At 65.9% G+C, this 17,445-nt stretch carries 21 protein-coding genes and 1 pseudogene; 11 read left to right on the forward strand and 11 right to left on the reverse strand.

From position 1 onward, the window contains the following. From MKK62_RS16220 to MKK62_RS16230, 3 genes are all read left to right on the forward strand, one after another. Positions 1-756 (forward strand): SOS response-associated peptidase, encoded by a 756-nt coding sequence (locus tag MKK62_RS16220; protein ID WP_240258854.1) that lies wholly within the window; start codon positions 1-3, stop codon positions 754-756. Between the two features lie 83 nt (positions 757-839). Then, entirely contained in the window at positions 840-1,703 is an 864-nt protein-coding gene (locus tag MKK62_RS16225) for a 3-hydroxyacyl-CoA dehydrogenase family protein (RefSeq protein ID WP_240258851.1), read from the forward strand. 38 nt (positions 1,704-1,741) lie between these two features. Beyond that, entirely contained in the window at positions 1,742-3,355 is a 1,614-nt protein-coding gene (locus tag MKK62_RS16230) for an MFS transporter (RefSeq protein ID WP_240258850.1), read from the forward strand. On the opposite strand, the gene MKK62_RS16235 is transcribed toward MKK62_RS16230, so the two are convergent. Together MKK62_RS16235 and MKK62_RS16240 are read right to left on the reverse strand one after the other, a co-directional pair. After that, the gene (locus tag MKK62_RS16235) at positions 3,328-4,755 is read right to left on the reverse strand and encodes a phytoene desaturase family protein (RefSeq protein WP_240258849.1); all 1,428 of its coding nucleotides are present in this window, start codon (positions 4,753-4,755) and stop codon (positions 3,328-3,330) included. The genes MKK62_RS16230 and MKK62_RS16235 overlap by 28 nt on opposite strands. Next, positions 4,752-5,087 (reverse strand): annotated as a pseudogene (locus MKK62_RS16240) (DUF3556 domain-containing protein); the annotation flags it as partial. The pseudogene MKK62_RS16240 and the gene MKK62_RS16235, both read right to left, overlap by 4 nt. 149 nt (positions 5,088-5,236) lie before the next feature. On the opposite strand from MKK62_RS16240, the gene MKK62_RS16245 reads away from it, so the two are divergent. Both MKK62_RS16245 and MKK62_RS16250 read left to right on the forward strand, forming a co-directional pair. After that, positions 5,237-5,791, forward strand: coding sequence for a TetR/AcrR family transcriptional regulator (locus MKK62_RS16245; protein WP_240264113.1), 555 nt, complete (start codon positions 5,237-5,239; stop codon positions 5,789-5,791). Further along, positions 5,784-6,623 (forward strand): enoyl-CoA hydratase/isomerase family protein, encoded by an 840-nt coding sequence (locus MKK62_RS16250; RefSeq protein WP_240258848.1) that lies wholly within the window; start codon positions 5,784-5,786, stop codon positions 6,621-6,623. The genes MKK62_RS16245 and MKK62_RS16250 overlap by 8 nt, the downstream gene beginning before the upstream one ends. Here MKK62_RS16250 and MKK62_RS16255 read toward each other — a convergent pair. Both MKK62_RS16255 and MKK62_RS16260 read right to left on the reverse strand, forming a co-directional pair. Continuing rightward, positions 6,614-7,075 carry a YbaK/EbsC family protein gene (locus tag MKK62_RS16255; protein WP_350355728.1) on the reverse strand — a complete coding sequence of 154 codons (462 nt, stop codon included), beginning with the start codon at positions 7,073-7,075 and terminating at the stop codon, positions 6,614-6,616. The genes MKK62_RS16250 and MKK62_RS16255 overlap by 10 nt on opposite strands. A gap of 35 nt (positions 7,076-7,110) precedes the next feature. Then, a complete protein-coding gene (locus MKK62_RS16260) occupies positions 7,111-7,959 on the reverse strand; it encodes an SDR family oxidoreductase (RefSeq protein WP_240258847.1) in 849 nt (282 codons plus the stop codon). Between the two features lie 244 nt (positions 7,960-8,203). Here MKK62_RS16260 and MKK62_RS16265 point away from each other — a divergent pair, with 244 nt between their 5' ends. Together MKK62_RS16265 and rsrA are read left to right on the forward strand one after the other, a co-directional pair. Further along, positions 8,204-8,878, forward strand: a complete 675-nt coding sequence (locus tag MKK62_RS16265; RefSeq protein ID WP_434085093.1) for a sigma-70 family RNA polymerase sigma factor — start codon at positions 8,204-8,206, stop codon at positions 8,876-8,878. After that, entirely contained in the window at positions 8,875-9,150 is a 276-nt protein-coding gene (rsrA, locus tag MKK62_RS16270) for a mycothiol system anti-sigma-R factor (RefSeq protein ID WP_240258846.1), read from the forward strand. The genes MKK62_RS16265 and rsrA overlap by 4 nt, the downstream gene beginning before the upstream one ends. Positions 9,151-9,218: 68 nt before the next feature. On the opposite strand, the gene MKK62_RS26605 is transcribed toward rsrA, so the two are convergent. Beyond that, positions 9,219-9,293: a 50S ribosomal protein bL37 gene (locus tag MKK62_RS26605; RefSeq protein WP_011728008.1), complete on the reverse strand. Its 75-nt coding sequence runs from the start codon at positions 9,291-9,293 to the stop codon at positions 9,219-9,221. Positions 9,294-9,359: 66 nt separating this feature from the next. Beyond that, entirely contained in the window at positions 9,360-10,013 is a 654-nt protein-coding gene (locus MKK62_RS26460; RefSeq protein WP_286670862.1) for a hypothetical protein, read from the reverse strand. Positions 10,014-10,382: 369 nt separating this feature from the next. Here MKK62_RS26460 and MKK62_RS16280 point away from each other — a divergent pair, with 369 nt between their 5' ends. Both MKK62_RS16280 and MKK62_RS16285 read left to right on the forward strand, forming a co-directional pair. Then, the gene (locus MKK62_RS16280; protein WP_006245864.1) at positions 10,383-10,598 is read left to right on the forward strand and encodes a biotin/lipoyl-binding carrier protein; all 216 of its coding nucleotides are present in this window, start codon (positions 10,383-10,385) and stop codon (positions 10,596-10,598) included. A gap of 29 nt (positions 10,599-10,627) precedes the next feature. Beyond that, positions 10,628-12,142: a sensor histidine kinase gene (locus MKK62_RS16285; RefSeq protein WP_240258845.1), complete on the forward strand. Its 1,515-nt coding sequence runs from the start codon at positions 10,628-10,630 to the stop codon at positions 12,140-12,142. A gap of 169 nt (positions 12,143-12,311) precedes the next feature. Here MKK62_RS16285 and whiB1 read toward each other — a convergent pair whose 3' ends face one another. Both whiB1 and MKK62_RS16295 read right to left on the reverse strand, forming a co-directional pair. Next, positions 12,312-12,566 carry a transcriptional regulator WhiB1 gene (gene whiB1 / locus MKK62_RS16290; RefSeq protein WP_240258844.1) on the reverse strand — a complete coding sequence of 85 codons (255 nt, stop codon included), beginning with the start codon at positions 12,564-12,566 and terminating at the stop codon, positions 12,312-12,314. A 259-nt stretch (positions 12,567-12,825) separates the two neighbouring features. Beyond that, entirely contained in the window at positions 12,826-13,794 is a 969-nt protein-coding gene (locus tag MKK62_RS16295; RefSeq protein WP_240258843.1) for a diacylglycerol/lipid kinase family protein, read from the reverse strand. 43 nt (positions 13,795-13,837) lie between these two features. Between MKK62_RS16295 and MKK62_RS16300 the strand changes: the two genes are divergently transcribed. Continuing rightward, complete coding sequence (locus tag MKK62_RS16300) at positions 13,838-14,269, forward strand: hypothetical protein (RefSeq protein WP_240258842.1); 432 nt, start codon at positions 13,838-13,840, stop codon at positions 14,267-14,269. On the opposite strand, the gene MKK62_RS16305 is transcribed toward MKK62_RS16300, so the two are convergent. The 3 genes from MKK62_RS16305 to MKK62_RS16315 are packed head-to-tail and all read right to left on the reverse strand — an operon-like array spanning position 14,221 to position 16,383. Then, positions 14,221-14,700, reverse strand: a complete 480-nt coding sequence (locus MKK62_RS16305) for a GNAT family N-acetyltransferase (protein WP_240258841.1) — start codon at positions 14,698-14,700, stop codon at positions 14,221-14,223. The genes MKK62_RS16300 and MKK62_RS16305 overlap by 49 nt on opposite strands. Then, complete coding sequence (locus MKK62_RS16310; protein WP_240258840.1) at positions 14,697-15,794, reverse strand: isochorismate synthase; 1,098 nt, start codon at positions 15,792-15,794, stop codon at positions 14,697-14,699. The genes MKK62_RS16305 and MKK62_RS16310 overlap by 4 nt, the downstream gene beginning before the upstream one ends. After that, complete coding sequence (locus MKK62_RS16315; RefSeq protein ID WP_240258839.1) at positions 15,784-16,383, reverse strand: acid phosphatase; 600 nt, start codon at positions 16,381-16,383, stop codon at positions 15,784-15,786. Before MKK62_RS16315 ends, MKK62_RS16310 begins: the two co-directional genes overlap by 11 nt. A gap of 212 nt (positions 16,384-16,595) precedes the next feature. Here MKK62_RS16315 and MKK62_RS16320 point away from each other — a divergent pair, with 212 nt between their 5' ends. After that, positions 16,596-17,396, forward strand: a complete 801-nt coding sequence (locus MKK62_RS16320; protein ID WP_240258838.1) for a ParA family protein — start codon at positions 16,596-16,598, stop codon at positions 17,394-17,396. Positions 17,397-17,445 lie beyond the last annotated feature (49 nt).

Below are 17,445 nucleotides of genomic sequence, written 5' to 3' on the forward strand. Positions count from 1 at the left end.
ATGTGTGGACGATTCGCGGTGACGACAGACCCGGCGGTGCTGGCCGAGAAGATCCATGCGATCAACGAGGCCCGCACTGCCGAGTCCACCGGTCCCAACTACAACGTGGCACCCACCACCACCATCACCACGGTGGTCAGCCGCCACACCGAACCCGACGACGAGCCGACCCGCCGCGTCCGATCGATGCGCTGGGGATTGATCCCGCCGTGGGCCAAGGCTGGGGACGACGGCGCGCCGGAGTCCAAAGGTCCGTTGCTGATCAATGCCCGCGCCGAAAAGGTCACCACCTCGCCGGCATTCCGCTCCAGCGCCAAGTCCAAACGGTGCCTGGTGCCAATGGACGGCTATTACGAGTGGCGCGCCAACCCCGCCGACACCGGAAAGAAGGCTCGCAAGACGCCGTTCTTCCTGCACCGCGCCGACGGCGAGCTGCTATTCATGGCCGGCCTGTGGTCAGTGTGGAAACCTCCGGGGGACGGTCAGCCACTGCTGAGCTGCACGATCATCACCACCGACGCGGTCGACCGGCTCGGCCAGATCCACGACCGGATGCCGCTGATCGTCCCGGAAAGCGAATGGGACCGCTGGCTGGATCCCGATGCCCCGGCAGACCTCGACTTCCTGGCCGCGCCGCCGAACATCGACGGCATCGAGATGCGAGAAGTCTCGACGCTGGTCAACAACATCCGCAACAACGGGCCCGAGCTGTTGGAGCCGGCCGAGCCTCAGCCAGAACAGGCCACGCTGCTCTAGTTGTCGGTCGCGCACAACGCAGCACACAGCTTTGTCCGTCGACGACGACTCCCCGAGGCGCTACGCAGACTTAGCATGCGTGTGTGAGCGCCTACAGCTATGCATTCGACGACATCCGCAACCGGCCGGTCGCTGTGATCGGCGCGGGCACTTTGGGACGACGCATCGCGCTGATGTTCGCCAGCCGCGGCGGGCCCGTCCACATCTACGCCCGCCGCAAAGAACAGCTCGCGGAGGCCGAACAATATGTGGCCGAAAATCTTTCGAGAGTTATCGATGGTCGCGCTTTCGGTGAACCCGGCATCGTGACCACGACGACATCGCTCGCCGATGCGCTCGACGGCGCATGGCTGGCCGTGGAATCGGCACCGGAGAAACTCGACATCAAGATCTCGCTGTGGGGCAATATCGACCAAGCGGCCCCACCCGACACGATCTTCGCGACCAACTCGTCGTCCTATCCATCCCGTCTGATGGCGGAGAAGGTGCGCGACAAAACGCGGCTGTGTAACACGCACTTCTACATGCCGCCCGAGGTTAACGGCGTCGACCTGATGTCCGACGGCGAGACCGACCGTGCTGTTCTGGACACCCTGCTCGCTGTGCTGCCCGAATTCGGCGTCTACCCTTTCGAAGCGCGCAAGGAGTGCACCGGTTTCATCTTCAATCGAGTGTGGGCCGCCATCAAGCGGGAGTCGTTGGCGGTCGTCGCCGAGGGAGTGGCTCGTCCCGAAGACGTCGACGGCATGTACAAGCTCAACTTGGGCGCACCGGCCGGGCCGTTCCAGCTGATGGACCTAGTCGGTCTCGACGTCGCGCTCGACATCGAGAAGCACTACACCGACGTTTTCCCGCATTTGCCGACGCACGCGCGAGACCTGTTGCAGGACTATGTCGATGCGGGCAAGCTCGGCCTCAAGTCCGGAGAGGGTTTTTACAAATACTGAGGCGCGCGGGATGTGGCCCTCGTGTCAGAATCTCGTCGATGGTGGCTGATACGCGTGAGCAGCTGAGCGGTGAGCAGCCGTCGGTGTGGGCGCCGCTGCGCAATCGCGTCTACCGCAACCTCTTTCTGGCCGCATTCGGCTCCAACATCGGGACGTTCATGCAGGGCGTTGCGGCCCAATGGTTTCTGGTGGAGAGGCACAGCCCTGACGTCATCGTCGCCTTGGTCCAGACGGCGAGCCTGGGACCGACCCTGCTGCTCGGGCTGTTCGCCGGGGCGCTAGCCGACCTCTTCGACCGACGTCGGCTGCTGATATTCCTTCAGTCCTACGCTGTCGTGGTCGCGATGGCCCTTGCGGTGGTGACTTATCTGGGCCGCCTCACCCCGACGTCGCTGCTGATGTTCACCGTGGCTATCGGTTGCGCGTCGGCGGTCGCGGGACCCGACTGGCAGGCGATTCAGCCCGAAGTCGTGCCGCGAGAGCAGATCCCGGCCGTGTCGATGTTGGGGAGTGTCTCGGGCAACGCGTCCCGAGCCATCGGGCCGGCCATCGGCGGCTGCATCGTCGCATTGGCCGGTCCCGCAGCGGTCTTCGCGATCAATGCGATTTCGTTCGCGGGAATCATCGTCGCCCTGCTGGTATGGAAGCGACCCAAGCAACTCGCGCCTATCGAACGAGAGCACTTCGGGCAGGCCATCATCAGCGGGCTGCTCTATGTCGTCAACGGCCCGATCTTCCGCCGGATTCTGCTGCGCACGGCGCTGTTCCTGTTTCCCGCCTCCGCGCTGTTGGCCCTGCTGCCGGTAGCCGCGGCCCGCAGTTGGCACCTCGGGGCCGGTGGTTACGGTGTGGCGTTGGGGGCCATCGGTTTTGGCGCTTTGATCGGCGCCGTCGTCGCCGCCCGGCTGCACGAGCGGATGTCGGACAATGTCCTGCTCGCGGCTTCCGCCGCGGTGTACGGGACTGCGCCGCTTGCGGTTGTCTGGCTGCCGTTCGCCGCGGCGATCCCGATCCTGATGCTCTCGGGGGTGGCCTGGCTGATCACGCTGGCGACGCTGAACGCGGCCGCCCAGTTGGTGTTGCCGCAGTGGGTGCGGGCGCGGGCGTTGTCGATCTATCTGCTCATCTCGACCGGGGCACAGGCCCTTGGCGCCTACGCCTGGGGAGCGCTCGCCTCGCAGGTGTCGTGCGACATGGCTCTGGTGTCGTCTTCGGTGTCGCTGGGCGCTGCGGCTCTCAGCGTCGTCGTGCTGCCGCTGCTGCCCAATACCGGCAAGATCAATATCGACGTCTCCACCGCGTGGCCCGAGCCGATGCTGATGTTCGAGCCGTGCCCGAACGACGGCCCAGTGTTGGTGGTCGTCCGCTACCGGGTGTCGCAGCAGAAGCAGGACGATTTCGTCAAGGCGATGAGCAGAGTGCGGCGATCACGGCTGCGAACCGGCGGTCACAGCTGGCGGTTGTATCACAGTGTCGAACAAGCGGACTTGTTCCTCGAAAGGTTCACCGTCGCGTCGTGGAGCGAATTCGAGCGTCAACGCACCGAGCGCTGGCTGGGCTACGACTCCGAAAACTTCACGGCTGCAATCGAATACACCGTCGACCACAGCCGGACCGACGAGTACTACATCGCCAAGCGCGTGCCCAGATAATCGAGCGCGACCTCGGCCGCATTCGCGCCGCACATGCCGTGCGCGCCGGGGCCGGGGGGAGTGGCCGCTGAGCAGATGAACATGCCTGGCAAGCCAATGCTGTACGGCGACAACGTGGTTCGCGGACCGAACGTCAGCTGGCGGATGTCCTTGGAACCCGTCATGATGTCGCCGCCGACGTAGTTGGCATTGTAGGTCGCGAATTCGGCGGGGTTCCGGACCGCTTGTCCCACGATCCGTTCCCGGAATCCCGGCGCGAAGCGCTCGATCTGGGCGATGATCGCCTCGGTCGCGTCGCCGGAAAAGCCGTTGGGCACATGGGCATACGTCCATACTGGGTGAATGTCACCGACTGACCGCCCCGGGTCGGCGAGGTATTGTTGCCCGACCAAGACGAACGGCCGCTCGGGCATGCGTCCGGCATGGACATCACGCTCGGCGGCGGCCAGTTCGCGGTAATCGCCCACTACGTGCACCGTGCCTGCTCGACGGGCGTCCGGGTTCGTCCAGGGCACGCCGCCCTGCACGGCGAAATCGACCTTGAAGGCGCCCGGTCCGCGCCGGAACTTGCTGAAAGCGCGAGAAACTCGGCGGGGCAGAACATCGGCGAGGATGCCGGCCACGGCTTCGGGAGCGAGGTCGAACATCGTGATGTCAGCAGGTGGCAGCTGCGACGCCGTCTGCACCCGGACACCGGTCTCGATCTTGCCGCCCAGCTCGCTGAGCAGCGCCACCATCGCGTTGGTAATCGACTGCGATCCGCCTTCGGCGACCGGCCAGCCGTGCCGATGGCCGGCGGTGATGATGCCCATCCCGATCGCCGAGGTCATCGGGTAATGCAATGGCCGAAAGGCATGCGCCGCAACGCCGCCGAACAAGGCTCGGCCCTGGGGGGTGCGGAACAGTCGGGCGAACGCCGACGCCGGAAGCACGGTCGGCGCTCCGAACCGGGCCAGCATCAGCGGGTGATGGGGCATCCGCAGTAGCGGTCCCATGATGTCGTCGGACAGCGCATCGAACCGGGAGGCCGCGTATCCGAACGCACCGCGCCATCGTGGGCCGTCACGACCGAGGCCAGCGGCGGTTTGGTCGACCGAGCGGTGCAGGACACCGGCGCTGCCGTCGTCGAGCGGGTGGACGCAATCGATCTCCGGCCAGCGCCACGTCAAGCCGTAGCGGTCCAGATTGAAGCGGCTGACGAACTGCGACCCGACCGCCATCGGGTGGATCGCCGAGCAGTGGTCGTGGAGCAGGCCTGGGACGATGGCCTCGCTGCTGCGGGCGCCGCCGCCGACCTCGTCGGCCGCCTCGAGGACGGTGACTTGCACGCCCTCGGCGGCCAGCGAGACGGCGGCGGCGAGCCCGTTGGGCCCACTACCCACCACCACTGCCGTGTTCATGCCATCGCTCCGTGACCGTGCTCGTGCTCCTGGTCCCTGCGGGTAGCGGGCTTGCCGCCACTCAAGGACCATTCCACGCTAGTCGGGATCGGGCCGTTGGGCAGCCACGGCTGTTCGGCGACCGCATCGGCGACCTTCCACGTGCCCCGCTCGATCACCCCGAGCGCGGCGTCGATCAGCTGGTAGTGCTGCACTCCGCTGCCGAACGCCTCAGACTCGACCCAGGCGATGACGCACTCGCCCGGCTCGAACGCGGCCTCGGTTTGTACGGCCCGAATCAGGTCGGTGTTGTGCAGATGGCCGTCGCCGAAGTTGAAGCCGATCAGAGAGTTGATCTCGTACACAATGCGACCGAATTCGCACCCGTGATCGAGACCTTCCTCAGCGAACCCGGAGACCGGCCCTGACCCCCTACCGAGGATTCCTCTGTTGAGTTAGAGTAATCCTCGTGCCACCAGCTGCCGATGCACGAGTCCGATTGATGCAAGCGGCCCGCCGCCGCTTTGCGCGGGACGGGGCGCTGGCCGCCACCCTCGACGAAATCCGGCGCGACGCCGATGTCAGCGTCGGCGCGCTCTACCACCACTTTCCGGACAAGCCCACCCTGGCGGCGGCCGTCTACGCCCAGGTGATGGCCGAATACCAAGCGGGATTCTTGGTGATGCTGCGTCGCCATGACACGGCCGAGAACGGGATCCGCGGCGGTGTCGCACACCATCTGCGATGGGTCGCCGCGAACCGCAGCGAGGCCGCGCTACTGCTGGGGGACCGGCTGCGCAGTCCGGCCCTCGACGACTCGAACCGGTCGTTCTTCGCCGCGGTGGGGGACTGGTGGAGGCCGCACCACGGCTACGGCGTGCTGCGACCGATGCAAGGCAGCGTCACCGCCGCATTGTGGTTTGGCCCGGCGCAGGAATTCAGCCGGTACTGGATTGCCGGCGACGAGCCCCGAATGCCGCGTGGCGTGATCGCGACATTCGCTGACGCTGCCTGGGCGTCCTTGCGGGCCAATGCTAACGAGGAGAATGATGACTGAAACGCTCTACAACCGACTGGTCACCGAGGGCGACGACGCCGACGCACCGCGTCGGGTGCACATCGAGCATCGCGGTGATCGGGCGATCGTCACCCTCGACGAACCTGACCGGCTCAATGTCTTGTCGGCGCCACTCGTCCGTCAATTGCGTTGCGCACTGCAAACTCTCGTCTCAGATCGGGGCATTCGCAGTGTAGTGCTCACTGGTCGCGACCCGGGTTTCAGTGCGGGGGGCGACCTGAGGATGATGCAGACAGCGACCGAAAACCTCTCCGGCCCAGAGGGTGTCGCTGATGTCTGGCGCTGGATCCGTCGGGAATTCGGCGGAATCGCCCGGCTCATCGCGGGATCGGACACCATCTTCGTCGCCGCCATCAACGGCCCAGCCGCCGGAGTCGGCCTGGCGTGGGCGCTGACGTGCGACCTCGCCGTCGCCAGCGATCGCGCCCTGATCGTGCCCGCGTTCGGTCGGCTCGGCCTGCTTCCCGAGGTCGGCACCAGTTGGGCGCTGACCCGGCGGCTGGGCTACCAAGGCGCGCTTGCTTATTACCTCCGCGGCACGCACATCGACGCTTACGAGGCGCAACGCCTCGGGCTGGTCCAACAGGTAGTGGACCACGACCGCCTACTCGATGCCGCCGACGAGTGGTGCTCGCGGATCGCGGCGATGCCTTCACATGCGGTCGCCATGACCAAGCCGCTCCTGCGCGCCACCGCCGACGCAGGCTGGCACGACGCGCTGACCATGGAGGAATTCGCCGAACCCGTCTGCTTCACCACCGCCGCGTTCGCCGACAGCGTGCGCGGCATGCTGTCGAAACCTCAGGCCTGAATATCAGCGATTACCGCGTCGGTCAGTCGCACCAGGTCGGCGGGCGCCACCGCGACGTCCCAGCCGCGGCGGCCGGCGCTGACGTACATCCGCTCGAAAGCCATCGCACCGGAGTCGACGACCGTCGGCAGTCGCGTGCGCTGACCGAGCGGCGAGACCGCGCCCAGCACGTAACCGGTCGCCCGCTCGGCAGCGCGTTGGTCTGCCATGGTGGCCTTGGTTGCGCCCAGCGCTGCGGCGGCGGCCTTCAGCGAAAGCTTCGCCAACGCCGGCACCACCGCGACGGCCATCCCGCCGGGAACCGCAATGACCAGCGTCTTGAAAATCTGCCCGGGCACCACGGAGCCGTCGGCGGTCAGTTCGCAGACGGCTTCGCCACCGAACGAGCGTTCGCGCGGGTCGTGGGGGTAGGTGACCACCTCGTGCGGCACCCCGGCGTCGATCAACTGCACCAGCGCCCGCGTTGCTTTCCGGCTAGCGATGGTCGTCAGGGACCGGAGTACCCGGGCGGGTTCACGCCGTCCACCCAGAAGTCCACGCCCAGCGTGCCACCGGGCACACAGTTGTAGACCGACAGGTCCTGCACACCGGATTCCAGCAATACGTCTTCACAAAGCAAGGTGTTGCCGGTGTACTCCTTGGCCGGCTTGTTGAGGATCACGTAGGCCGCGTCGGAGTAGATCTCCGGCTTGCGGGCCCGACCCATCGCCTCGTCACCACCAAGTAGGTTCTGCACCGCGGCGGTGGCCACCAGCGTCCGCGGCCACAGGGTGTTCGATGCGATACCCTCGTCGCGCATCTCCTCGGCAATGCCCAACGCGCACAACGTCATTCCGAACTTCGCCATCATGTAAGCGGTCGGCTTCAGCCATTCTTTGCCGAGCAGAATCGGGGGAGACAGGGTAAGGATGTGCGGGTTCTCCCGGCCCTTCATGTGCGGAAGGCATGCCTGTGAGACCGCGTAGGTGCCACGCACTTGAATGCCGTTCATCAGATCGAACCGCTTCATGGGCACCTCGCTGATCGAGCCGAGGTTGATCGCTGAGGCGTTGTTCACCACGATGTCGATGCCGCCGAACTGCTCGACGGCCTGGTTGACGGCGGCCTCCACCGAATCCGGGTCGCGGACGTCGCCGACGATCGGCAGTGCCTGTCCGCCCGCCTCCTCGAGCTCCTTGGCGGCGGTGTAGACGGTGCCCGGCAGCTTGGGGTGCGGCTCGGCCGTCTTGGCGATCAATGCAATGTTCGCGCCGTCTTGAGCGGCCCGCTTGGCGATGGCCAGGCCGATTCCGCGGCTGGCTCCCGAGATGAACATGGTCTTTGCTTTCAGCGACATGAGCGTCACAGTAACGCTGCTCACAATTGCGGCGAGTTGGCGGTCCGGAAATACCAAGTCGATTACCGCTGTTGAGCAAGGCAAAGCAGACAGTGTCAGTCCCAGCCTCTAGATTGAGAAGGAGAATCGCGTGTCAACGGCGACCTGCCTCGTGGGCGAACAGCAGTTGGCCGGGTACCCGATGGGTCCGGTGTTGATGGACCTGTTCACCGGTATCGCGATAGAAGGGACTGCGTCACTCACCATGGCTGATACCGACAGCGCTACCGAGTCGGAAGCGGCGGTTGATCCCGCCGACGACGGCGTTGCGCGCACCCGGTCCAATGAGACCGACGCCGAGCTGACAGCCCGATTCGAGCGCGACGCGATCCCGCTGCTCGACCAGCTCTACGGCGGTGCGTTGCGGATGACGCGGAACCCTGCTGACGCCGAGGACTTGCTGCAAGAAACCATGGTCAAGGCCTACGCGGGATTCCGGTCCTTCAAAGAGGGCACCAACCTCAAGGCCTGGCTCTACCGGATTCTGACCAACACCTACATCAACAGTTACCGCAAGAAACAGCGGCAACCGGCGCAGTATCCGACAGACGAGATCACCGACTGGCAACTGGCCGCGACAGCTGAGCACACCTCGACGGGCCTGCGCTCCGCAGAGGTAGAGGCGCTCGAGGCGCTGCCCGACAACGAGATCAAAGAAGCGCTGCAGGCGCTGCCCGAGGAATTCCGGATGGCGGTCTACTACGCCGACGTCGAAGGCTTTCCGTACAAGGAAATCGCAGAAATCATGGACACTCCGATCGGGACCGTGATGTCACGTTTGCACCGCGGCCGGCGTCAACTCCGGGAATTGTTGACCGACGTTGCGAGGGATCGCGGTTTCATTCGCGGTGGCCAGGCAGCGGAGGAGGTGTCGTCATGAGCGACTTCTCGTCGGAACCCACGATCAAGCCCGGATGCGCTGAGGTACTCGCCGAGGTATGGACCCTGCTCGACGGGGAGTGCAGCCCGGAGGCGCAGGCCAAGCTCAGGCAACATCTCGAGGATTGCCCGCCGTGCTTCCAGATCTATGGGCTGGAGGAGCGGCTGAAGTCGCTGATCTCGACGAAGTGCCGTGGTGAGCGGGCTCCGGAAAGCCTGCGCGAGCGCCTGCGCGTCGAGATCCGCCGGACCACCATCATTCAGGGGCGCTGAACGCACACAAACAAAGACGCGGGCCGCCTGTCGGACGGTCCGCGTCTTTGTTGCTTGTGGGCGGTTGGTTAAGCGTTGGGCCGCTTGCCGTGGTTGGCCTTGCTGTGCTTGCGGTCGCGCTTTTTCCGGCCTCGCTTGGCCATGACTGATCCTCCTCGCGGTTCTGCTTGCGTTCAGTCTGTCATGCCGCTGCCGTCGCAAGCCAACCGCTAGACGACCGGAACGTGCACCAACGTGCCGCCGTTGGCACTCGCTGACGAGACCGGGCCCTGTTGGCCGGCCAACGGCGCCTGTGCGGGAGCCACCGGTACGAGACCAGGACCCTGTCCCGGTGTCAGCGCGGCCGGGCCTCCGGGCAGTCCAGTGGGCGCTAGTCCAGGCAGTTGCTGGCCGGTCAGACCACCGGGATAGCTCGGCGTTTGGCCAGGAAGCTGGCCGGGCAGGCCACCGGGGAGTTGTGCCGGCATGGTCTGGCCGGGCAGCCCACCCGGATAGCCGCCAAGCCCCGGCGTCTGACCCGGGATCCCGCCGAGCCCCGGGGTCTGACCCGGGATGCCGCCAGGAAGGCCACCGGGCAACCCGCCGAGTCCACCGGGCAGCCCGCCCGGCAGGCCCCCACCGCCACCCAGCGCGCCGGTGGCCGGCATCAAAAGATCACCTGCGCCCGGGATGACGTTGTTCATCAGCCCGCTCAGAGAGCCGAACAGCGAGTTGGCGATGTTCACTGCGCCACCCGCGCCGCCGGGAAGGCCGGGGATCGGGTCGTCGGCGGCAAATGGTTGCTGGGGAGCGGCTGCAGCGGCGCCGGCACCGAGCCCGACAATGGCGAATGCTGCCATCGCCACCCCGAAACCGGTCGCCATTCGGGCCAATGGTCCGCGGACTGTAATGCGCGCAATCATGTTGTCGGACAAGGGATTACTCCTCAAATTGGGGCGTATCACTCCAGGAGCTTTAGGCACTCCATTCACTTGGGACACTCTGCTTGCCAAATGTCACAATTCGAACACGACACCGTCACGGAAGCAGCTCTATAGGTTCTCTTAGTGATCTTGGAGTTTGCTTATCGATATCTCCGTGACATGAATCGTGATCTTTTGGCCGCCTGAAGCGGCACCGACGACGCCGCGCGGAGAGCATCGGATGCTCAGAGTGCAACTGAGGAAATCGACTGTGGTTCGATGAAGCAATGCGAGTGCCGACAGGCTCGCTGACAGACGAATGGGGTGATGATGGCCGAGGACGTGCGGGCAGAGATCGTGGCCAGCGTGCTCGAGGTCGTGGTCCACGAGGGCGACCAGATCGGCGAGGGCGACACCTTGGTGCTTCTCGAGTCGATGAAGATGGAAATTCCCGTTCTGGCCGAGGTCGCCGGAACGGTCAGCAAGGTGAGCGTGTCGGTCGGAGACGTCATCCAGGCCGGCGATCTTATCGCTGTGATCAGCTAGCCGTCTGAGCCTCGTAACGGAGATCGCCGATGTCGACCCTCGGTGACCTGCTCGCCGAACACACCGTCCTGCCGGGCAATGCCGTAGACCATCTGCACGCGGTGGTAGGCGAGTGGCAGCTGCTCGCCGACTTGTCCTTCGCCGATTACCTGATGTGGGTTCGCCGCGACGACGGTTCGCTGGTCTGCGTCGCGCAGTGCCGACCCAACACCGCACCGACCGTGCTGTTGCGCGATGCGGTGGGAACCGTGCTCGACGCCGACCGCATGCCGCCGATTTCCGCGGCCTTCGAGTCCGGCGATATCCGATTGGAAAGCGCTGCCGGACAACAATATTCGTGGCAACAAACGGGCGTGAACATCGAAGCGGTACCGGTGCGCTATGGCGACGCGGTGGTTGCGGTACTCACCCACCAGACCGCCGTGGCCGAGACTCCCAAATCCAGCCAATTGGAGACCGCCTACCTCGACTGCGCGGCCGACCTCGTCCAGATGCTGTCGGAGGGCACCTTTCCCAACGTGGGTGACCTGGCGATGTCACGCTCGAGCCCGCGGGTCGGTGACGGCTTCATCCGACTCGACGTCGGGGGTGTGGTCTCCTATGCCAGCCCCAACGCCTTGTCCGCCTACCACCGGATGGGCCTGACGTCGGAGTTGGAGGGGCACAACCTGATCGCGATCACCCGACCGCTGATCTCCGACCCATTCGAGGCCCACGAACTCGCCGAGCATGTGCTCAACTCGCTGCGCGGCGGGGCCAGCATGCGGATCGAGGTTGATGCCGGCGGAGCCGCGGTGCTGCTGCGCACTATTCCGTTGGTGCTCAACGGGGCGGCGGCCGGCGCCGCGGTATTGGTCCGCGACGTCACGGAGATCAAACGCCGGGATCGGGCACTGATGTCGAAAGACGCCACCATCCGGGAGATCCACCACCGGGTGAAGAACAACCTTCAGACGGTCGCTGCGCTGCTGCGTCTGCAGGCCCGCCGGACCACCAACGCAGAAGGCCGAGAGGCGCTGATCGAATCGGTACGACGGGTGTCGTCGATCGCATTGGTGCACGACGCACTGTCGATGTCGGTCGACGAGGAGGTCAACCTCGACGAAGTGATCGACCGCATCCTGCCGATCATGAACGACGTCGCGACGGTGGACACCCCGATTCGGATCAACCGCGCCGGCGTGCTGGGCGTCCTGGACTCCGACCGGGCGACCGCGCTGATCATGGTCATCACCGAACTCGTCCAGAACGCCATCGAGCATGCTTTCGATACGGCCGCCTGCGAGGCGGGGTCGGGCGGCGGGGCGGTGACGATCCGCGCCGAACGGTCCGCGCGCTGGCTCGACGTCGTCGTACACGACAACGGCCGCGGGCTGCCCGAGGGATTCAGCATCGAGCAGTCCGATCGACTCGGCCTGCAGATCGTCCGCACGCTGGTCTCGGCCGAACTCGACGGCTCGCTGAACATGCATGATGCCCCTGAAGGCGGCACGGACGTGGTGTTGCGGGTCCCGATCGGGCGTCGCGCACGGGCCACGCATTAGCCGACGACGATGCGGGCCGGAACGGCCCGGGGAGGAGTCGGCTCCGCGGCTTAGCCGACGACGATGCGGGCCGGAACGGCCTGGGAAGGAGTCGGCTCCGCGGCTTAGGCCCTACACTACGGTGCGGCCCCGACGTCATCGGGGCCGCACTGTCGAAAGGTGACTTAAGTCAGACTCCGGTACGGGCCTTCGTCCGAGCGTTGCGACGCTTCAGTGCACGCCGCTCGTCTTCGCTCATCCCACCCCAGACGCCAGAGTCCTGCCCGGTGCTGAGCGCCCACGACAGGCACTCCGTGGTTACCGGGCAGCGGTTACAGACCAGTTTCGCGTCGGCGATCTGTGCAAGGGCCGGACCGCTGTTCCCGACAGGGAAGAACAGCTCCGGGTCCTCGTCGCGACAGACCGCTGTGTGGCGCCAATCCATTAGTCGTTGCTCCTCACTATGTGCGCAGCAGTGCGCACGAATGATTTTCTTCGGCTGTTAACGCAGGCACAAGAAATGTTTCCGTACCGTTGCATGCGATGTCTCGATCGTTTCACAGGCTCAACAGATGTCAATAGAGGCTCGTTGGTCCGTGGGCTATCTCACTTCAGAGATCTGTTACCAAATCCCTTAATCTTTTGTACTACAGTGCCTTGAAGGCTGACCAGTGGTTTTGCCCACAATGCCCGGTTGTCGCAGGTCAGAGGGCCTTTTTTGCAGGCGGTGCGACCACATCAAGGGCGTCGGGAACCGAGCGGAATGTCATTCCCTCGCGCAGGCCCAGGTAGTCGCCGTCGATTTGGCTCGCCATGGGCGGATCGGCGCATGTCACCCGAACCCAGTCCGCGTTGTCCTCGCGAACGACCTGCTTGCCCGCGATCTTGGGTTCCTTGGCGAACATTTGGCCGACCAGTCGCAGGCTCGGCACCACCTTCAACCGGGTGACGCCGAAGACGCCCAGCCCGGACTCGAAGCTGGTCGTGGGGTTGGTGCACATCGGTCGGGCGTCGGCGTAGGTCCACGGGCTGGAGTTCGACACGAACACGAAATACGTGCCGGTCACGGGCGCACGACCGGACACCTCCACGGTGAGGCGCGGGGGTTTACGGGAGTAGCCGATGGTGGCTCGTGTCGCAGCCAGGATGTAGCGGGTCGGCGTGACCTTGCGGCCCTTCTCGCGCTGGGCCTCCACCTTCGCCACCGCCTCGGCGTCGACGCCCATGCCGGCGTTCAGCACCGCCCACTGCTCGCCGCAGTCGATCAGGCCGATTCGGCGCCACTGCTTTTCGGGGCCGTACTTGTCGAGCAGCCAAATCAGCTGGTTGGTGGCGTCGATAGGGCCTGGCGGAATGCCTAGCGAGCGCGCCGTCACGTTCGCCGATCCGCCCGGCACGATCGCCAGCGCCGGGACGTGTCCGGTGGGCAACCCGTTGCCGGGCTTGCCCAGCAGGCCATTCACCACATTGCTCACGGTGCCGTCACCGCCGTGGACGACGACCAGGTCGACGCCGTCCTGGACGGCGGCTTGCGCGATCTCGCCGCCGTGGCCGCGGTGCCGGGTGTGCTCGACGGTCAGCTCAAGGCGGCTGGCGAGTGCATGCGTGAGCAGATCGCGGCCGGCCGTAGTGGTCGAGGTAGCGGTCGGGTTGACGACCAGCACGGCGCGCATGAGGTCAAAGCCTACGGGCCCGGCCTATGGCTACGCTGTGCTGGTGATTAGGCGACCTCCGACCAGCGTGCGCGGCGCCGGCGCGATCGTTGCTGCTCAGGGGGCGACGGGCGTCGCGGTCGCCGCAGTGCTGTTGGTCCGGGCGGTCGGTGGCGCGGGCCACCGCGGAAACAACGTATTCGGGACGTCGGCGTGGTTCGCGCTGGCCGGCGGTGCGGTGCTCGCAGCCGGCTGGGCGCTGCGCAGCGGCAGACGCTGGGGCCGCGGGCTGGCGGTATTCGCCGAACTGCTGCTGCTGGGCGTCGCCTACTACCTGACGACCGGCTCGCATCGGCCGCTGATCGGCATCTCGGTAGCGGGCCTGTCGCTGGTCGTGCTGGCGCTGTTATTCAGCCCTGCCGCGCTGCGATGGGTAGCAGGGGCGGATCAATCCGAGCCGGCCAGTTCTGCCAGCGCCGAACCCGACACCCGATAGGTAGTCCACTCGGTCTGCGGCTGGCCGCCGACCGCGTCGTACAGCGTGATCGCGTCGGTGTTCCAGTTCAGCACGGCCCACGCCAGTCGGGTGTAGTGGTTGTCCACGCATTCCTTCGCCAACGCGGCCAGCAGTGCGCGGGCCAGCCCGAGGCGGCGAAATCGGGGTCGCACGAACAGGTCTTCGAGGTAGATGCCCGCGACGCCGTCCCACGTCGAGAAGTTCAAAAACCACAGCGCCATTGCAGCGACTTCGCCGTCTACCTCTGCTACGTGCGCGTGAAGCGTGGTCGGCTCTCCGAAAAGTGCTGTCTCGATTTGTTTTTCAACCACCGTGCACTGATCTGGGGCCTTTTCGAAGGCCGCCAAATCGTGGATCATGGCGGTGATCGCCGCGACATCGGCGGGTTCGGCGCGGCGGATGTGCGTCATCGTTGAACCCCTAACGCGGTCAGAATCGTGATGAATTTGGTTGTCGTTTCGGCGACTTCGCCGTCCGGGTCGGATTCGGCGACAATACCGCCACCTGCGTGGGCCAGCGCCGAGCGCCGGTCGGCGGAAAGTTGTGCGCCGCGGATTGTGACCACCCAGCGTCCGTCACCGCGGGCGTCGCACCAGCCGACCGCGCCGGCGTAGAAGCCGCGATCACCCTCGAGTGCTCGAATTAGCCGGGCGGCGGCATCGGTGGGCACTCCGCCGACCGCTGGGGTGGGATGCAGCGCGAGCGTCAGATCGATTGCGGTAGTGGACGTATCGCGTAACCGACCAGTGATCGGTGTGCTCAGATGCCACAGCGCGCTGGTGCGGCTCAGGGTGGGCCGCGGCGCGATCGTCAGCTCGCTGCAGAGCGGTCGCAGCGCTTGCGCCATGGTGCCGATAACCAGCTGATGCTCGTGGCGGTCCTTCGCGGACTCGGCCAGCGCGGCGCCCGCGGCGGCGTCGAGCTCCGGATCGGCGGCCCGCGGTGCCGAGCCGGCGAATGGCTGGCAGGTCACCCGATCGCCGTCGCGGGCGACCAGCAACTCGGGCGTCGCGCCTACCAGGGCGGTGTCTTGGTAGGCGCCGCCGGCCGCCGACAGATCGACGAGGTAGCCGTAGGCCGCCGGGTCGTTGTCGACGAGGCGGCGCAGGATGATCCGGGCGTCCAGCGGGCCGTCGGCCGTCAACCGCAGTGCGCGCGCCAGCACCACCTTCTGCAGCGTGCTGCCCGCTGCCGTCAGTTCGTCGCACGCGCGCCGGATACGGGCGCGGTGTTCGTCGGGCTCCGGGATAGCGCCGGTGACCCGGACTGGAGGTAGCGGCCCGATCGGCCAGGCGGGCAGCGCTTCGGCATGCTGAACTGACCTGGGCGCGATCAACGCGGCCGGGCCGTGAACGTCGAAAGCCAACGCGCCCAACACTATTGGAGTCTCACCCGAGCGAAGCGCCGACTGGGCGGCGGCGACGTCTTGATAACAAGCTTGCACGCCGTCGGCGATCAGTACGCCGGGCGGCCCGCAGAGCACAAACGGTGGATCAGCCGTCATTGGGATGGGGCAGGCCCAGCGCATTCACTTGGCGGATGCCGTGTTCGAAGCCGCCGAGGGCGATGGAAGCCGTGGGCATACCGAAGCGACTGCCTTCGACGAGCGGCAATTGCACCCAACGAGTGATGATGGCTCGGGAGAAGTGGCCATGACCGACGAAGACGACGTCACGAGAAGCCATCAGATCCAGCGCCAGCGCAACGGCTCGGTCTGCCCGCTCACTGACTTCAGCGACCGATTCACCACCGGGACAGCCGTGTGTCCAGATCAGCCAGTTCGGGTCTGTTTTATGGATGTCTGCCGTCGTCACGCCTTCGTAGGACCCGTAGTCCCATTCGGCCAGCAGCTCGGTTTCCTCGTCGACGTTGAGGCCGGCCAACTCGGCCGTCTCGACGGCGCGCCGGCGCGGGCTGCTGATCACTTTTGGATCCTGGAGATTGAGGTTGGTCAGCGTCGGTCCGGTGGCGCTCGCCTGGGCCCGTCCGTTGTCGGTGAGCTCGAGATCGGTGGAGCCGGTGTGCTGGCCAGATAGCGACCACTCGGTTTCGCCGTGGCGAAGCAACACCAGCCGGTGGCTCAGGACGCCCATATCGACCGATTGTGCCTGACACACTTGGCCATCCACGCGCGGGCACCATGGTGTTAATGCTTGGATGGCAGGTATTCACCGCCAACGACAAGGTCATGCGCCGCATGAGCGGTGCATGACCGAGGAGTGGCGGCGTATTCACCGCCAACGACCGAGGAGTGGCGGCGTGGTCTCACCGCCCGCAAGCGATATATGAGGAGGAGCGTCGTCTGATGAAGGGGACCCGAGTGCTGGCGGTAGCCAACCAGAAGGGCGGGGTGGCCAAGACGACGACGGTCGCGTCGCTGGGTGCGGCGATCGCAGACGCAGGCAAGCGCGTGCTGCTGGTCGATCTGGATCCGCAGGGCTGTCTGACATTCTCGCTCGGCCAGGACCCGGACAAGCTGCCGGTGTCGGTGCACGAGGTGTTACTCGGCGACGTCGAACCCAGCGCCGCGCTGGTCCAGACGACTGAAGGGATGACGCTGCTACCGGCGAACATCGACCTGGCTGGCGCCGAGGCGATGCTTCTGATGCGGGCCGGCCGCGAATACGCGCTGAAGCGGGCGCTCGAGAAACTGGGCGACGACTTCGACGTGGTCGTGATCGACTGCCCGCCATCGCTGGGTGTGCTGACCCTGAACGGGCTGACCGCCGCCGACGAGGTGATCGTGCCGCTGCAGTGCGAGACTCTCGCGCACCGCGGGGTCGGCCAGTTCCTGCGGACCGTCAACGACGTCCAGCAGATCACCAACCCCAAGCTGGCGCTGCTGGGTGCGTTGCCGACGCTCTACGACCCCCGCACCACGCACACGCGCGATGTACTGCTCGACGTCGCAGACCGCTACGACCTGCCGGTGCTGGCGCCGCCGATCCCGCGTACGGTGCGCTTCGCCGAGGCCAGCGCGTCAGGCTCGTCGGTGTTGTCGGCACGCAAGAACAAAGGTGCATCCGCCTACCAGGAATTGGCGCAGGCGCTGCTGAAGCACTGGAAGTCGGGCAAGGCGCTGCCGACATTCGCGATCGAGGCTTAATCCGCAGAGCCGACTCGCCCCCTCGCCGCCGGGTGTGCCCGCATCTCGG

It is taken from the genome of Mycobacterium paraterrae (genome assembly GCF_022430545.2).
Classification (GTDB): Bacteria; Actinomycetota; Actinomycetes; order Mycobacteriales; family Mycobacteriaceae; genus Mycobacterium; species Mycobacterium paraterrae.

Excerpts from the sequence above, each read along its gene's own strand:
- MKK62_RS16220 (WP_240258854.1), top strand. The coding sequence starts at position 1 with ATGTGTGGACGATTCGCGGTGACGACAGACCCGGCGGTGCTGGCCGAG.
- MKK62_RS16230 (WP_240258850.1), top strand. The coding sequence starts at position 1,742 with ATGGTGGCTGATACGCGTGAGCAGCTGAGCGGTGAGCAGCCGTCGGTG.
- MKK62_RS16235 (WP_240258849.1), bottom strand. The coding sequence starts at position 4,755 with ATGAACACGGCAGTGGTGGTGGGTAGTGGGCCCAACGGGCTCGCCGCC.
- MKK62_RS16245 (WP_240264113.1), top strand. The coding sequence starts at position 5,237 with ATGCAAGCGGCCCGCCGCCGCTTTGCGCGGGACGGGGCGCTGGCCGCC.
- MKK62_RS16250 (WP_240258848.1), top strand. The coding sequence starts at position 5,784 with ATGACTGAAACGCTCTACAACCGACTGGTCACCGAGGGCGACGACGCC.
- MKK62_RS16260 (WP_240258847.1), bottom strand. The coding sequence starts at position 7,959 with ATGTCGCTGAAAGCAAAGACCATGTTCATCTCGGGAGCCAGCCGCGGA.
- MKK62_RS16265 (WP_434085093.1), top strand. The coding sequence starts at position 8,204 with ATGGCTGATACCGACAGCGCTACCGAGTCGGAAGCGGCGGTTGATCCC.
- rsrA (WP_240258846.1), top strand. The coding sequence starts at position 8,875 with ATGAGCGACTTCTCGTCGGAACCCACGATCAAGCCCGGATGCGCTGAG.
- MKK62_RS26460 (WP_286670862.1), bottom strand. The coding sequence starts at position 10,013 with ATGGCGACCGGTTTCGGGGTGGCGATGGCAGCATTCGCCATTGTCGGG.
- MKK62_RS16280 (WP_006245864.1), top strand. The coding sequence starts at position 10,383 with ATGGCCGAGGACGTGCGGGCAGAGATCGTGGCCAGCGTGCTCGAGGTC.
- MKK62_RS16285 (WP_240258845.1), top strand. The coding sequence starts at position 10,628 with ATGTCGACCCTCGGTGACCTGCTCGCCGAACACACCGTCCTGCCGGGC.
- whiB1 (WP_240258844.1), bottom strand. The coding sequence starts at position 12,566 with ATGGATTGGCGCCACACAGCGGTCTGTCGCGACGAGGACCCGGAGCTG.
- MKK62_RS16295 (WP_240258843.1), bottom strand. The coding sequence starts at position 13,794 with ATGCGCGCCGTGCTGGTCGTCAACCCGACCGCTACCTCGACCACTACG.
- MKK62_RS16305 (WP_240258841.1), bottom strand. The coding sequence starts at position 14,700 with ATGACGCACATCCGCCGCGCCGAACCCGCCGATGTCGCGGCGATCACC.
- MKK62_RS16310 (WP_240258840.1), bottom strand. The coding sequence starts at position 15,794 with ATGACGGCTGATCCACCGTTTGTGCTCTGCGGGCCGCCCGGCGTACTG.
- MKK62_RS16315 (WP_240258839.1), bottom strand. The coding sequence starts at position 16,383 with ATGGGCGTCCTGAGCCACCGGCTGGTGTTGCTTCGCCACGGCGAAACC.
- MKK62_RS16320 (WP_240258838.1), top strand. The coding sequence starts at position 16,596 with ATGAAGGGGACCCGAGTGCTGGCGGTAGCCAACCAGAAGGGCGGGGTG.